Annotated in this window: 13 protein-coding genes; 9 read left to right on the top strand and 4 right to left on the bottom strand. The window is 69.1% G+C overall.

What is annotated here, in order from left to right; translation table 11 throughout:
- Nucleotides 1-54: 54 nt before the first annotated feature.
- A complete protein-coding gene (locus G6N66_RS08230) occupies nt 55-852 on the bottom strand; it encodes an enoyl-CoA hydratase-related protein (protein WP_085235949.1) in 798 nt (265 codons plus the stop codon).
- Nucleotides 853-892: 40 nt separating this feature from the next.
- Nucleotides 893-1,726, bottom strand: a complete 834-nt coding sequence (locus tag G6N66_RS08235; protein WP_179968263.1) for a thioesterase family protein — start codon at nt 1,724-1,726, stop codon at nt 893-895.
- Nucleotides 1,727-1,793: 67 nt separating this feature from the next.
- Between G6N66_RS08235 and G6N66_RS08240 the strand changes: the two genes are divergently transcribed.
- Both G6N66_RS08240 and G6N66_RS08245 read left to right on the top strand, forming a co-directional pair.
- Nucleotides 1,794-3,269 (top strand): class I adenylate-forming enzyme family protein, encoded by a 1,476-nt coding sequence (locus G6N66_RS08240; RefSeq protein ID WP_372515982.1) that lies wholly within the window; start codon nt 1,794-1,796, stop codon nt 3,267-3,269.
- Nucleotides 3,266-6,451 carry an acetyl-CoA carboxylase family protein gene (locus G6N66_RS08245; protein ID WP_085236231.1) on the top strand — a complete coding sequence of 1,062 codons (3,186 nt, stop codon included), beginning with the start codon at nt 3,266-3,268 and terminating at the stop codon, nt 6,449-6,451. The genes G6N66_RS08240 and G6N66_RS08245 overlap by 4 nt, the downstream gene beginning before the upstream one ends.
- A 14-nt stretch (nt 6,452-6,465) precedes the next feature.
- Here the strand turns inward: G6N66_RS08245 and G6N66_RS08250 are convergent, their stop codons facing one another.
- Nucleotides 6,466-6,795, bottom strand: a complete 330-nt coding sequence (locus tag G6N66_RS08250) for a PE-PGRS family protein (protein ID WP_085235945.1) — start codon at nt 6,793-6,795, stop codon at nt 6,466-6,468.
- Between the two features lie 102 nt (nt 6,796-6,897).
- Here G6N66_RS08250 and G6N66_RS08255 point away from each other — a divergent pair, with 102 nt between their 5' ends.
- From G6N66_RS08255 to G6N66_RS08265, 3 genes are read left to right on the top strand one after another with little or no spacing between them, the layout of a single operon-like run.
- Entirely contained in the window at nt 6,898-7,680 is a 783-nt protein-coding gene (locus G6N66_RS08255) for an SDR family oxidoreductase (RefSeq protein WP_085235943.1), read from the top strand.
- Complete coding sequence (locus G6N66_RS08260) at nt 7,677-8,855, top strand: acyl-CoA dehydrogenase family protein (protein ID WP_085235941.1); 1,179 nt, start codon at nt 7,677-7,679, stop codon at nt 8,853-8,855. Before G6N66_RS08255 ends, G6N66_RS08260 begins: the two co-directional genes overlap by 4 nt.
- Nucleotides 8,852-9,958: an acyl-CoA dehydrogenase family protein gene (locus tag G6N66_RS08265; RefSeq protein WP_085235939.1), complete on the top strand. Its 1,107-nt coding sequence runs from the start codon at nt 8,852-8,854 to the stop codon at nt 9,956-9,958. The genes G6N66_RS08260 and G6N66_RS08265 overlap by 4 nt, the downstream gene beginning before the upstream one ends.
- A 63-nt stretch (nt 9,959-10,021) precedes the next feature.
- Here G6N66_RS08265 and G6N66_RS08270 read toward each other — a convergent pair whose 3' ends face one another.
- On the bottom strand, nt 10,022-10,768 hold the full coding sequence (locus tag G6N66_RS08270; RefSeq protein WP_085235937.1) for an alpha/beta fold hydrolase: 747 nt from the start codon (nt 10,766-10,768) through the stop codon (nt 10,022-10,024).
- A gap of 209 nt (nt 10,769-10,977) precedes the next feature.
- Here G6N66_RS08270 and G6N66_RS08275 point away from each other — a divergent pair, with 209 nt between their 5' ends.
- Genes G6N66_RS08275 through G6N66_RS08290 form a run of 4 tightly spaced genes read left to right on the top strand, consistent with a single transcriptional unit; the run spans nt 10,978 to nt 14,223 of the window.
- The gene (locus G6N66_RS08275) at nt 10,978-11,778 is read left to right on the top strand and encodes a thymidylate synthase (protein WP_085235935.1); all 801 of its coding nucleotides are present in this window, start codon (nt 10,978-10,980) and stop codon (nt 11,776-11,778) included.
- A complete protein-coding gene (locus G6N66_RS08280; protein ID WP_085235933.1) occupies nt 11,775-12,269 on the top strand; it encodes a dihydrofolate reductase in 495 nt (164 codons plus the stop codon). The genes G6N66_RS08275 and G6N66_RS08280 overlap by 4 nt, the downstream gene beginning before the upstream one ends.
- A 34-nt stretch (nt 12,270-12,303) precedes the next feature.
- Complete coding sequence (locus G6N66_RS08285) at nt 12,304-12,969, top strand: DivIVA domain-containing protein (RefSeq protein ID WP_085235931.1); 666 nt, start codon at nt 12,304-12,306, stop codon at nt 12,967-12,969.
- Nucleotides 12,970-12,993: 24 nt separating this feature from the next.
- A complete protein-coding gene (locus tag G6N66_RS08290) occupies nt 12,994-14,223 on the top strand; it encodes a winged helix-turn-helix domain-containing protein (RefSeq protein ID WP_085235929.1) in 1,230 nt (409 codons plus the stop codon).
- Nucleotide 14,224 lies beyond the last annotated feature (1 nt).

A 14,224-nucleotide genomic window follows, 5' to 3' on the forward strand; every position in this document is an offset into this window, starting at 1 on the left:
CCGGGGGCCCTCAGGCACGCCTTCGACTGCGCCTATTGCGACTCCACAAAAGGCTCACTTTCCGGTGAAGCGGGGCGCACGCTTGTCCGCGAATGCGGCAAGGCCTTCCTTGGCATCCGCGGAGCGCATCACCTCGATCACGAAGCGCTGCTCGATTTTTCGCGCAGACTCGTCATCGATCCATCCACTGCTCAGGATCGATGCCTTGGCATTGCGAACCGCGAGCGGACCATTCGCGGCAACCCGAGCGGCGAGCTCGCGCGCCTTGTCCAGGGACTGGCCGGTGGGGACGACGTGCCCCACCAAGCCGAAGTGATAGGCCTCGGCGGCGGTGAGCGGCTCGCCGGTCAGAATCATTTCCATCGCCTTGGTGTAGGGGATTTGACGCTTGAGTCGCACGGTTGATCCCGCGCCGGCGATGAGCCCGAACTTAGCCTCGGGCAACCCGAAAGTGGCCTGCTCCTCGGCGACCCGAATGTCCGTCCGCTGCAGCATCTCGCACCCGCCACCGAGGCAGGGTCCGTTGACCGCGGCGATCAACGGGGTCGCCAGCGAACGGCTGAGCAGTAGGCCTTCGCTGATGATGCTGCCAGCCGACTTGCCTTGGGACGGAGGGGACTTGGCGCCCTTGACCATCCACCCGTCGGCCAGATCGCCGCCGACGCAATACGACGAGCCTTCCCCGGTGAGGATCGCCACGCGGATGCTGTCGTCGGCATCGATCTCGTCCCAGGCCTGCGCCATCAGCGTGATCATCTGCGGTGTCAAGGCGTTCTTCCGGCGCGGGTTGTTCATCGTGAGGATGACGACCGCGCCGTCACGCTCGAACTTCAACTGTGGTTCTTCGGCCACGGCGGCGTCCCTTCATCTTGGCCAGCGGTACTCGGCATCACTACTCATAGGCCGGCTGGAACGACCCGGCGGGCTGGGCCAGGGCCAGCGCCGAACTGGTGCCGATCGGTCCGTGCCGATCGAACAGGGTCGCGGACCCGGTGGCCACACCGGCCGTGCCGTAGTGACTTTGGGCCGCCAGCCCGATGTACTCGCCATCGGGCAGCCGACTCGCGGTGACGGTGTAGTCGGCGTTGATGAAGCGCAATCCGCCAGTGCCCCAATGGGTTAACGAACTGGTGACATCGCCGACGAACGCCAGGCGAACCAGCGGCGTGAGCGGATAGCCGTGCACCATCGGGCGGAATAACCGCGTCCACGCGAACTTCTGCGAATGCGACTGTTCCCACTCGCCCGCGGCGATGCCCGGACTGCCATCCATCCTGGCCCCGTAGCCCCAGATGAGAAACGGCATGTCCGCGGGGAAGCCGTCGGCACTGGTTGGCAGCGGCGGCATCTCCAAGGCTGCGGACCACACCTCGCCGTCGGGGTGATCGCCCCGACGCAGGAAGAGCGCGCTGGCCCGCGCGACGGTCCTGCCGTTCTGCAGCAGCGCGCCGTCGACGAGCTTGATGCGCCGGCCTTCCCGCTGCACCGACGTGTGGATCTGGACCGGTTCCAGCAGCACCGGGCGCAACAGGTCGACCGTGAGCCGGGCCGGCTGAAGGTCGTCGTCGATGCCGGATTGTTCTATTCCCCAACCCAACAGCCCGCCGACGATCTGACCGCCCATGCTCGCGCCCCAGGGTCCCCGCGTCATCACGCCCGGCAGGTAGGAGTCGCCGTCGACAGTGAAGAACGCCTCGGGCATGATAGCGGAATCGTCGATTGTCACCGCTACACGATAGGACAGCGCTACGACCGAGATTCCCCACGGCCACAACCCGTTCCCCAGGACGGGTGTGTCCCGCGACTCCGCCGGCATTCCGCATTACGACGAGCTTCCGGCCACGCTGCTCGACATGCTCGCCGAGCAGGTTGAGCAGCGTCCGGACAGCGAGGCGGTGGTCGAACTCGGCGCCGACCGGCTGACCTATCGCCAGCTGTGGGACCGCGCGGCACGAGTCGCCGGCGGGTTGCGTGCGGGCGGGCTGAAGGCGGGTGACCGGGTCGCCGTGCGCTATCCGGCGGGCATCAACTGGGTGCTCGCGTTCTGGGGCACGGTGATGGCCGGTGGGGTGGTGGTGGCGGTCAATACCCGCTCGGCGCAACCCGAGATCGAGTACGTGCTGTCGGACTCCGGGGCGCACGTGGATCTGGCCGCCGATACGCCGCTGCCCGACGGCCAGCCGCACGTCACCGAACAACTCGGCCGCACCGACCTCGCCGCACTGTTCTACACCTCGGGCACCACCGGTCACCCCAAGGGTGTGCCGACCACCCACGAGGCATTCCTGACCAACACCGAGAACTCGCGGCGGTGCATGGGGCTGGCCGGCGATGTCGGCGAGGGCCTGCGCACCCTGATCTCCGTGCCGCTGTTTCACGTGACCGGTTGCAACTCACAGCTTTTGGCGGCCGCCCGCGTCGGCGGGGCATCGGTGATTATGCCCACACTGAACCTCGACGAGGTCATCGCGACGCTGCCCGCCGAGCGGATCTCGCTGATGGTGACCGTCCCGGCGATCTACGCGCTGTTGCTGCGGTACAAGGCCTTTCCGCGCACCGATGTCTCCGCGGTGCGCTGGGTGGGCTACGGGGGCGCGCCGATCGCCCCGTCGTTGGTGCGCTCGGTGAAGGACGCGTTCGGGCACGCCACCGTGTTCAACGGGTACGGCATGACCGAAAGCTCCTCGCTGATGACGGTGCTGCCCGATCATGACGCGATCGAACACGCCGACTCGGTCGGATATGCCGTCCCCTCAATCGATCTCGCGGTGATTCCGTTCGACGAGAGCGAGCCGGGTGTGGGGGAGCTAATCGCGCGCGGCGCCAATGTGACTGCCGGCTACTGGAATCGACCCGAGGCCACGTCGGCGACCTTCGTAGACGGCTGGTTGCACACCGGTGACGTGGTCCGCGTGGACGACGCCGGCCGCGTGCACATCATCGATCGGCTCAAGGACATCATCAACCGCGGCGGCGAAAACGTCTCCAGCGTTGCGGTGGAGGCGGCGCTGCTGTCGGCGCCCAACGTCGCCGACGCCTGCGTACTCGCGGTGCCCGACGACGTGATGGGGGAGAAGGTCGGCGCCGTGCTGTTCGGCGAGGACATCGACGTCGGGGCGGTGATCGAGCATTGCCGCGCGCAACTCGCCGATTTCGAAGTTCCCCAGTACGTCACCATCACCACCGACGCGCTGCCCCGCAACGCCGGAGGCAAGCTGCTCAAGGGCAAGCTGCGCGAACAGGTGCAGTGGGGCGCCCCGCTGCGATGACCCTGCTGATCGCGAACCGCGGCGAGATCGCGCTGCGAATCATCCGCACCGCAACCGAATTGGGCATGCGAACGGTCGCCGTCTACGCCGAAGACGACGCCGACAGCCCACACGTCCACGCCGCCGACGAGGCGATCGACATACCCGACTACCTGGACCAGGCGGCATTCCTTGCGGCCGCCAAAAAGTCAGGCGCCGAAATGATCCACCCCGGCTACGGATTCCTGTCCGAGAACGCCGAATTCGCCCGCGCGTGCGCGGCGTCCGGGTTCACGTTCGTCGGCCCGGATCCCGACGTGCTCGAGCGGGTCGGCAACAAGTCTTCGGCCCGCGCCGCCGCCGTCGCGGCCGGGGTGCCCGTGCTGCCGGCGACCGAAGGGCCCAGCAGCGTCGACGACGTCCGCGCGTTCTTCGCGACCCAGGACGGCGCCATCGTGATCAAGGCGCTGGCCGGCGGCGGCGGCCGCGGAATGCGCAAGGTGGCCAGCGCGGACCAGATTGACGACGCCTACCGCCAGTGCGCGGCCGAGGCGCAGCTCGGGTTCGGCAGCCCGGCGCTGTTCGCCGAGGCGCTGGTGGAGGACGCGCGGCACATCGAGGTGCAGATCGTGGCGGCACCGGCCGGGTATCAAACGCATGCGCTGGCCCTGGGTGACCGTGACTGCAGCATCCAGCGCCGCTATCAAAAGCTGGTGGAAATCGCGCCCGCCCAAGGCCTTTCGGACACCCTGCGCCGCGGCCTGCATGAGGCGGCGGCCCGGCTGTGCGCCAGGGTCGGCCTGCGCGGGCTGGCCACCGTCGAGTTTCTGGTGGCGGGCGGGAAGTTTGTGTTCCTCGAGGTGAACCCGCGCATTCAGGTCGAACACACCATCACCGAACAGACCACCGGCGTGGACCTAGTCGCCGTTCAGCTGGCCATCGCCGGTGGCGCGTCCTATTACCAACTGGGACTGCCGGCCGGAATCGCCTCCGACGGTACCGAAGTCATCGGCGAGCCGGCGGCGCGACAGGGCATCGCGATCCAAACGCGGGTCAACATGGAGACCTTCGCCGCCGACGGGTCCGTGCTGCCGGCGGCCGGGACGTTGACCACGTTCTCGCCGCCCACCGGTCCGGGCGTACGCGTCGACACCTACGGGCGTCCCGGTCTGACCCCGAGCCCGCGCTACGATTCGCTGCTGGCCAAGGTGATCACCCACGTGCGCGGTGCGGAATTCCCCGCGGCGCTGCGCAAGGCCAACACGGCTCTGGCCGACTTCGGCGTCGAGGGCATCCGCACCAACATCGCGTTCCTGCGAGAACTGTTATCCGACGGCGGGCTTCAGGCGGGCTGGGTGACCACGAGCTTCCTCGACGAAAAGCTTCCGGAGTTGGCGGCCGCGGCGCTGTCCCACCAGCACGACACCCGCCTCGCGGCGGTCGAGCTTTATCCGGGCGAGGAAGCGCTGCGCGCGCAGCTGGCCGGCACCGTGGTCGAGTTGGCCGCCGCGGAAACGGAATTCGCGCCCGGCGAGCAACTGGCGGTGCTCGAGGCGATGAAGATGCAACACGTGCTGGTCGCGCCCGACGCGCTGCGGACCATCCGCGCCGTGGTCACCGTCGGCCAGGTCGTCGGGCCCGGGGACCCGCTGCTGATCTTCACCCGCACCGGCGCGGGCGCTGGAGGCGAATCCCCATCCGCCGCAATGGATCTCGACCAGGCGCGTGCCGACCTCGACGAGGTCGCCGAGCGCCACCGCCTCACCCTCGACGAAGGCCGCGAGAAGGCCGTCACCAAGCGGCACAGCCAGGGCCGCCGCACCGCCCGGGAGAACATCGCCGATCTGGTCGACGACGGCAGCTTCGTCGAATACGGCGCGCTGGCCATCGCCGCGCAGCGCAGCCGGCGGTCCGAGGAGGATCTGATCGCCAACACCCCCGCCGACGGCCTGGTCGCCGGCCTGGCGAGAATCGGAGGCGCCGAGGCTGTCGTCGTCTCCTATGACTACACCGTGCTGGCCGGGACGCAGGGCATGCGCAACCACGCCAAAACCGATCGGGTGTTCGACCTGGCCGGGCGAAAACGGCTGCCGGTAGTGCTGTTCGCCGAGGGTGGCGGCGGCCGGCCCGGCGACACCGACGTGGGCGGGCATGCCGGGCTGGATGTGCCGACCTTTCGGATGCTGGCCGGCCTGAGCGGCCGGGTGCCATTGGTGTCGATCGTCTCGGGCCGTTGCTTCGCCGGCAACGCCGCGCTGGCCGGGGTGTGCGACGTGATCATCGCCACCCCGGACGCCAACATCGGCATGGGCGGGCCGGCGATGATCGACGGCGGCGGCCTCGGGGTGTACCCGCCGGAGGCAATCGGACCCATCGACGTGCAGCGGCACAACGGCGTGGTGCACCTGGTCGCCCGCGACGAGGCGCACGCGGTCGCGCTGGCCAAGCAGTATCTGTCGTACTTTCAGGGCGGCACCGGCGATTGGCAGGCCCCGGATCCGCGCCTGGCGCGGCATGTGGTGCCGCAGAACCGATTACGCGCCTACGACGTGCACCGGGCCATCGAGTCGATCGTCGACGTCGGCTCCGTTCTGGAACTGCGGCCCGACTATGGGGTCGGGATCGTCACCGCCCTGGTGCGCGTCGAGGGCATTGCCTACGGGTTGATCGCCAACAGCAGCCACCATTTGGGTGGCGCGATCGACGCCGAGGCTGCCGACAAGGCCGGCGAATTCCTCGGGCTGTGCGAGGCGTTTCGGCTGCCGGTGATCTCGCTGTGCGACACCCCGGGATTCATGGTGGGGCCGGACGCGGAAAAGGACGCCGCCGTGCGTCGTTTCGGCCGGATGTTCGTGCTCGGCGCTCGGCTGACCGTGCCGCTGGGCATGATCATTCTGCGCAAGGGCTACGGGTTGGGCGCGATGGCGATGGCCGGCGGTTCTTTCCACGCGCCGCAATTCACCGTGGCGTGGCCCACCGGCGAGATCGGCGGGATGGGCCTGGAAGGCGCTGTGCGCCTTGGGTTTAGCAAGGAATTAGCCGCGGCGGCCGACGAACTCGAGCGCCAGCGGCTTTTCGATCGCCTCGTCGAGGCGGCCTATCAGCACGGCAAGGCGTTGCGGGCGGCCACCACGTTCGAACTCGACGACGTGATCGACCCAGCAGACTCCCGGGCCTGGATCACCAGGCTCCCGGGAGGCTGAGGGTCAACCCGTTGTTATCCGTGGCCGGAGCCGCAGCCGACGCCCGGCAGGCATCCGGTGCCGCCCGGCACGCCGCCCGGGCCCGCGTTCTGGCCGCCGGAGCCGCAGCCGACGCCCGGGACGCAGCCCTGGCCGCCCGGACCGCCGCCCGGGCCCTGGTTCTGGCCACCGGACCCACAGTTGCCGTTGGCGTCACAGCCGCCGCCGCCCGGGTCGTCCTTGATGATGACGTGCGTCGAGACCGGGCCGGTTGCCGCAGGTCCGGCGGCGAACGTGCCGGCGGCGGCCGCGGGCGCGGCGGTGATGGCCGCGGCGATGGCCCCGGCGACGAACAGTGGTTTCATGGGGTTCAATTTCGCTAACATTCCTGCCGCATACCACCCTTACGCCGGCGTAAAACATTCCCAAAAGGATGGGGCGCGAGCGGGTGAGCGAAGATGTCTGACATGACTTCACTCGACCTGACCGGGCGCACCGCAATCATCACCGGCGCCTCGCGGGGAATTGGCCTGGCGATCGCCCAACAATTGGCCGCCAACGGCGCCAATGTCGTGCTCACGGCGCGCAAACAGGAAGCCGCCGAGGAGGCCGCAAAGCAGGTCGGCGAACGCGCCCTGGGCGTCGGCGCGCACGCCGTCGACGAGGACGCCGCGCGGGCGTGCGTGGATCTCACCCTCGAGCGCTTCGGCAGTGTCGACATTCTGGTCAACAACGCCGGAACCAACCCGGCGTTCGGCCCGCTCATCGAGCAGGACCACGCCCGCTTCACCAAGATCTTCGAAGTCAACCTGTGGGCGCCGCTGCTGTGGACCTCACTCGCCGTCAAGGCGTGGATGGGAGAGCACGGCGGGGCCGTGGTCAACACCGCGTCCATCGGCGGCATGCACCAGTCGGTGGGGATGGGCATGTACAACGCCACCAAGGCGGCGCTGATCCACGTCACCAAGCAACTGGCGTTGGAACTTTCACCGGGTGTCCGGGTCAACGCCATCTCTCCGGGCGTGGTGCGCACCAGACTGGCCGAGGCGCTGTGGAAGGGCCACGAGGATCCGCTGTCCTCGACCATCGCGCTCGGCCGCATCGGTGAGCCCGACGATGTCGCGAGCGCGGTCGCCTTCCTGGTTTCGGATGCGGCGAGCTGGATCACCGGCGAGACCATGGTCATCGACGGCGGCCTGCTCCTCGGACCGGCGCAGGGCTACCAGATGAAGCCGGGAGGTAAGCAATGAGCACGGATTTGGACGCCCGGATACAGGCGCTGCTGGACGAGCACGATCCGAAGACCACCGAACCGCGCGAGTTTCTGGGCGCGCAGTACGACGCTGGCCTGGCCTGGGTGCATCTGCCGCTCGGGTTCGGCGGCCTGGACCTGCCGCGCACCGCGCAGGATCGGGTGAACGCCAAGCTCGCCGCGGCGGGCGCTCCGGTCGGCGGCACCCCCAAGAACTACATCGGCATGGGCATGGCGGCGCCGACCATCGCGGCGTTCGGGACCGATGAGCAGAAGCGAAAGTTCTTGCGCCCGTTGTTTACCGGTGAGCAGATCTACTGCCAGCTGTTCAGCGAGCCCGGCGCCGGTTCGGATCTGGCCGCGGCCGCCACGCGTGCGGTGCGCGACGGGGACGAGTGGATCGTCAACGGGCAGAAGGTGTGGACGTCGCAGGCGCAGCACGCCAGCATGGCCATCCTGGTCGCCCGCACCGACCCGGCGGTGCCCAAACACGTTGGGCTGACCTACTTTCTGATCGACATGACCCAACCCGGCATCGAGGTCCGGCCACTGCGCCAGATCACCGGCGAGGCGGAGTTCAACGAAGTCTTCCTCACCGACGCGCGGGTACCGGACGCCAATCGGCTCGGTCCCGAGGGCGGCGGCTGGCGGGTCGCGACCACCACGCTGAACAACGAGCGGGTCGCTATCGGGGCGGGCTCGCGCGCTCCGCGCGAAGGCGGCCACATCGGCAAGGTCGCCAAGGCGTGGCGAAACGAGCCGGCAATGCGCGATCCGGCCATGCACGACGAGCTGATGCGCCTGTGGGTGGAAGCGGAGGTGTTGCGGCTCGCCGGGGAGCGGCTGCGCCAGCAGGCCGCCACCGGTCAACCCGGACCGGAAGGCGCCGGCATGAAGGTGGCGTTTGCCCGTGTGGCACAGGAGATTTCGGGATTCGAGATCGAGTTGAACGGCGAGGCGGGGCTGCGCTACGACGACTGGACGATGCGCAGGCCGGAGGTTGTTGATCTCATTGGCCGCGGGCCCGGATACCGCTACCTGCGGGCGCGTGGCAATTCCATCGAGGGCGGCACCTCGGAGATCTTGCGCAACACCATCTCCGAACGGGTCCTCGGCCTGCCGGGCGAGCACCGCGTCGACAAAGACGTCGCCTGGAAGGACCTGAACCGATGAGCTACGCGGACCTGCTGTATTCCGACACCGAGGACGCGCTGCGGGACAGCGTTCGGCGGCTGTTCGCCGACCGCTGCCCGCCCGAGTTGGTTGCCCGGTCGTACGACACGGAAAGCCCGACGCCACAAGAGTTTTCCGATATCTGGCGGACGCTGGCCGCCGAGCTCGGGTTGGCCGGACTGCTGATCCCCGAAGCGCTCGGCGGCGCCGGCGCCAGCGCCCGCGAGGCCGCCGTCGTGCTGGAGGAGATCGGCCGGGCCGTCGCTCCGGTGCCGTTTTTGTCCAGCGCGGTGCTGGCCACGGTGGCGCTGCTGCGTGCCGGCGACACCGAGACCCTGCCGGAATTGGCTAAGGGCGCGGTGACCGCGGCGCTGGTGGTGCCGCTGTCGACCGCGCCGGGCGCTGCGGTTGCGGGGGTCAGCGGTGGCGCCGACGGCCTGACCGGGGCGGTCGGCAGCGTCGCGGGCGCGACCGAGGCCGACGTGCTGGTGGTTCCGGTGGCGGGCGCCGACGGCCTTGAGCTGCACACGGTTTCGGCGACGGCGGACGGTGTGCAGATCGCGCCGGTGCTGGCGCTGGATATGACCAGACCTCTGGCGGATGTCCGCTTCTCTGGCGCCGCGTCGACGCGGGTCGGGGCCGGGCAGGACGCGTTGGCGGCGGCGCTGCAGACCGGCGCGGCGCTGCTGGCGTCCGAGCAGCTCGGGGTGGCGCAGTGGTGCTTCGACACCACGCTGTCCTATGCCAAGGAGCGCAAGCAGTTCGCCCGTACGATCGGTTCCTACCAGGCGATCAAACACCGGCTGGCCGACCTGTGGTTCGAGGTCGGCGCGGCGACGGCGGCGGCCCGCTACGCTGCCGACACCTGCGCGCGCGGCGACGACGACGCGGCCGCCGCGGCGGCGATCGGGCAGGCCTACTGCAGCGGGGTCGCGGTGCACGCCGCCGAGGAGTGCGTGCAGCTGCACGGCGGCATCGGGATGACGTGGGAGTATCCGGCGCACCTGTACCTCAAGCGGGCCAAGAGTGACCAATTGGCCCTCGGCACCGCTTACCGCCACCGCGCCCGATTGGCCGAGTTGGTCGACCTGCCGCCGAGCTAGGTCGAGCCGGCGAGCAGACGCAAAGGCCCCGAGACCCGCGCTCGTTTGTATCTGCTCGCGGAACTAACGCAGCGTCGCGGCGAAGGTGTCCGCCATCGCCGCCCAGTGCCGTTCGGCGGCGGCTTCGTCGTAGGGCGCGTTGTCGGGCACCGCGAAGCCGTGGGCCGCCTGATACCACTCGATGGTGTGCCGCACGCCGGCCGCCGTCAGCGCCTTCTCGAGCTGCTCGGCGTGGTCGGCCGTGAACGACGCGTCGTTCTCGGCGCCGCCGACGTAGACCGTGCCGGTCATCCGGTCGGCCAGCAGGTGCGGGCTGTCGGGAGTGTCGGTCACCAGGCCGCCGCCGTGGAACGACGCGGCGGCCGCGACGCGCTCCGGTAGGCGGCCCGCCAGCGTTACGGAGATCCGCCCGCCCATGCAGTAGCCGCAGACCCCGAACCGGTCTCCGCTGACCTCCGGCCGGGACACCAGGTAGTCGAACCACGCGGCGGCGTCGCTGGTCACCTTGTCCTGGGTCAGGCTGCCGATCATGCCGAACAGCCGATTGCGCTCGCTCTTGTCGCCGAACACGCTGACCATGTCGAACGGGGCCCAGTCGCCGCTGCGGTAGTACACGTCCGGCAGCAGTACCGCGTAGCCGTATCCGGCCAGCCTCCCCGCCATCTGATTGAAGGTTTCGCGCACGCCGCCGGCGTCGGGGACCATGACCACCCCGGGCCAGGGGCCCTGGGCGTCGGGGCCCTCGGGGGTGAACAGCTGGACCGGGCAGGCGCCGTCGGGGGTAGCGACGCTGTCTTTGATATTCGGCATGGCTTTCGTTCTACACCGGCCGGTCGAAGCTAGATTCATTGGCGTCGATCCGCCGCGCCTGGCTTCGCCAGGCTTGCGATCGCCGCGGGATTTGTTGGCGTCGACCCGCCGCGCCTGGCTTCGCCAGGCTTGCGATCGCCGCGGGATTTGTGGCGTCGATCCGCCGCGCCTGGCTTCGCCAGGCTTGCGATCGCCGCTAAGCTGACCGCGTGCCGATCGCCACCCCCTACGAGGACCTGCTCCGCGTGGTGCTCGCGACGGGCAGCGCCAAACCCGACCGCACCGGCACCGGGACCCGCAGCCTGTTCGGCCAGCAGTTGCGCTACGACCTGTCGGCCGGCTTCCCGCTGCTGACCACCAAGAAGGTGCACTTCAAGTCCGTGGTCTACGAGTTGCTGTGGTTCTTGCGCGGCGACTCCAACATCGCATGGCTGCACGAAAACGGCGTCACCATCTGGGACGAATGGGCCAGTGACACAGGCGATCTCGGGCCGATCTACGGGGTGCAGTGGCGATCCTGGCCGACGCCGTCGGGCGAGCATATCGACCAGATCAGCGCCGCGCTGCAGCTGCTGCGCACCGACCCGAATTCGCGGCGCATCATCGTGTCGGCCTGGAACGTCGGCGAAATCCCGCGGATGGCGTTGGCGCCGTGTCACGCGCTGTTCCAGTTCTACGTCGCCGACGGCCGGCTGAGCTGTCAGCTGTACCAGCGCAGCGCCGACCTGTTCTTGGGGGTGCCGTTCAACATCGCCAGCTACGCGCTGCTCACGCACATGATGGCCGCCCAGGCGGGGCTGGACGTCGGCGAGTTCGTCTGGACCGGCGGGGACTGCCACATCTACGACAACCACGTCGAGCAGGTCCGCGAGCAACTGCGCCGCGAGCCCAGGCCCTACCCGAAACTTGTTCTGGCGCAGAAAGATTCGATCTTCGACTATACCTACGACGACATCGTCGTGGAGAACTACGATCCCCACCCGGCGATCAAAGCGCCCGTCGCTGTATGAGCGTGGGCCTGGTGTGGGCTCAGTCCACCTCCGGTGTGATCGGCCGCGCCGGCGACATCCCCTGGTACCTGCCGGAGGATTTGTCCCGTTTCAAACAGGTCACTATGGGTCACACGGTCGTGATGGGACGGCGCACCTGGGAATCGCTGCCGGCACGGGTTCGACCCTTGCCCGGCCGCAGGAACGTCGTACTCAGCCGCCAAGGTGGCTTCGTGGCCGACGGGGCCGAGGTGGTCGATTCACTCGACAAGGCCTTTGCCCTTTCCCAGGCGGACGCGGACACGTGGGTGATCGGCGGCGGGCAGATCTACTCGCTAGCGTTGCCGTACGCCCAACGGTGTGAGGTCACCGAGGTGGACATCGAGATGCCCCGCGATGACGACGACGCGCTGGCCCCGGTGCTCGACGAGGCATGGCTAGGACAGACGGGGGAGTGGCTGACCAGTCGCTCGGGACTGCGCTACCGGTTTCATCGCTACTGTCGAGCCTGAGGCTCTACGTTCCCAGGGAGGGGGAATTTTGGCAGTGATAACCGAACCAGCAAAGGCGTTCTCGCGCAGGTTCGCGGGCTACGACCCATCGGCGGTCGATGCCCACATCGAGATGTTGACTACCAAGCAGCAATTGCTCATCGCTGACGTGGAGAGCCTGCGGGCCCGGCTGAAGGAATCCGCCGAAGAGACCGCGGCACTGCGCAAGGAGGTCGCCGTCCTTACCGACACCTCGCCCGCGCCGCAGGCGGTGCAACAGCGGATGGCGAAGATGCTGCGCCGCGCGGTCGACGAGGTTTCCGAAATGCAGGCCGAGGCGCGCGCCGAGGCGGAGGCGATGATCGAGACGGCCAAGGCCGAGATCGAGGACGAGCAGCGAAAGCATAAAGAACTGCTCGCGGAGTTGTCCGCGCAGCAACAGGCCCTGCAGACCGAGTATGAGGAAACCAGGAAGACGCTGGAGGGCGAGCTGGCCCGCCTGCGCGCCGATGCCCAGCAGGAACGCGAGCGGCTCCTCGCCGACGCGAAACAGGGGGTCGAGAAGGCGTGCCAGCAGCGGGTCAAGATCCTCGAGCAATTGATGGGCGTGTTCCGCGACTTGGAAGAGGTTCCGGCCGCTCTGGAGTCGGCGTACCAAGAACTCAAGAACCCGCTGGACGGCGAAGTCGTCTCGTTGGACGAGAAAGTCCGCACGGGGTAACCCCGCGCCGGTATTCTCGGCGCCGTGACCCCTCGGCTGACCGCCGCGCAAGCCCGGCGGATAGCCGTTGCGGCCCAAGGATTTAGCGAGCCGCGGCCCACGGGCACCATCACCCGCGCGAACCTGAAGCGGCTGATCGCGCGAATTCAAGTGCTGCAACTGGATTCGGTGTCGGTGGCGGTGCGCGCGCACTACGCGCCGGTGTTCAGCCGACTCGGCCCCTACGACCGCGATGTGCTGGACCGCGCCGCCTGGGGCCCGCGCTCGGCGCGGCTGCTGGCCGAGTACTGGGCGCACGAGGCCGCGCTGATGGCCGTCGACGACTGGCCGCTGATGCGCTGGCGGATGCGCCAGTACACCCACGGCCGGTGGGGCACCCACATCGTCAAGGCCAATCCCCAGCTCGCCGAGCACATCGTCGCCGCCGTCGCCGAACTCGGACCCAGCACTGCCGGCCAGATCGAGGCGCATCTGTCGGCCGAGCCGCGCGGGCCGCGCGGCAGCTGGTGGGGCAGCCGCAGCGACACCAAATGGGTGGCCGAGGCGCTGTTCGCCTCCGGGGTGCTGACCACCGCCACCCGGGTCGGCTTCGCACGGCACTACGACCTGGTGGAGCGGGTGCTGCCGGCCGACGTGCTGGCCCGCGAGGTCGACGACGACGAGGCGCGGCGCGAGCTCACGCTGCGCGCGGCGAGCGCCCTGGGCGTGGGCACCGAGGCCGACATCCGCGACTACTTCCGGCTGTCGGCCCAACAGGTCAAGCCGGCCCTCGCCGAGCTGGTGGCCGGCGGCGAGATCGAGCGGGTCGACGTCGACGGCTGGTCCGCGCCCGCGTATCTGCGGGCCGGCCAGACCGTGCCACGACGCGACCGCGGCACCGCGCTGCTGTGCCCGTTCGATCCGCTGATCTTCTTCCGGCCCCGGGTGGAGCGGCTGTTCGGCTTTCACTACCGCATCGAGATCTACACGCCGGCGGCCAAGCGCCAGTACGGGTACTACGTGTGGCCGCTGCTGCTGGACGGCCGGCTGGTCGCGCGGGTGGACCTTAAGGCGGACCGGGCCGCCGACGCGTTGCGGGTGGTGGGCGCCTTCGGGGAGCCGGACGCGCCCGACACCAAAAGGCCGGCGGTGGCCGCGGCGCTACACGGCGAACTGGAGTCGATGGCGTCCTGGCTGGGCTTGGGTGCCGTCACGGTGTCCGGCCGCGGCGACCTGGCCGGCGAGCTGCGCGCGGCCGGCAAGCGGGCCAGCTGAT

Source organism: Mycobacterium conspicuum (assembly GCF_010730195.1).
Lineage (GTDB): Bacteria > Actinomycetota > Actinomycetes > Mycobacteriales > Mycobacteriaceae > Mycobacterium > Mycobacterium conspicuum.

Bases quoted from the DNA above. Each gene is read 5' to 3' on its own strand.
- G6N66_RS08245 (WP_085236231.1), top strand. From the start codon at position 3,266: ATGACCCTGCTGATCGCGAACCGCGGCGAGATCGCGCTGCGAATCATC.
- G6N66_RS08250 (WP_085235945.1), bottom strand. From the start codon at position 6,795: ATGAAACCACTGTTCGTCGCCGGGGCCATCGCCGCGGCCATCACCGCC.
- G6N66_RS08255 (WP_085235943.1), top strand. From the start codon at position 6,898: ATGACTTCACTCGACCTGACCGGGCGCACCGCAATCATCACCGGCGCC.
- G6N66_RS08260 (WP_085235941.1), top strand. From the start codon at position 7,677: ATGAGCACGGATTTGGACGCCCGGATACAGGCGCTGCTGGACGAGCAC.
- G6N66_RS08265 (WP_085235939.1), top strand. From the start codon at position 8,852: ATGAGCTACGCGGACCTGCTGTATTCCGACACCGAGGACGCGCTGCGG.
- G6N66_RS08270 (WP_085235937.1), bottom strand. From the start codon at position 10,768: ATGCCGAATATCAAAGACAGCGTCGCTACCCCCGACGGCGCCTGCCCG.
- G6N66_RS08280 (WP_085235933.1), top strand. From the start codon at position 11,775: ATGAGCGTGGGCCTGGTGTGGGCTCAGTCCACCTCCGGTGTGATCGGC.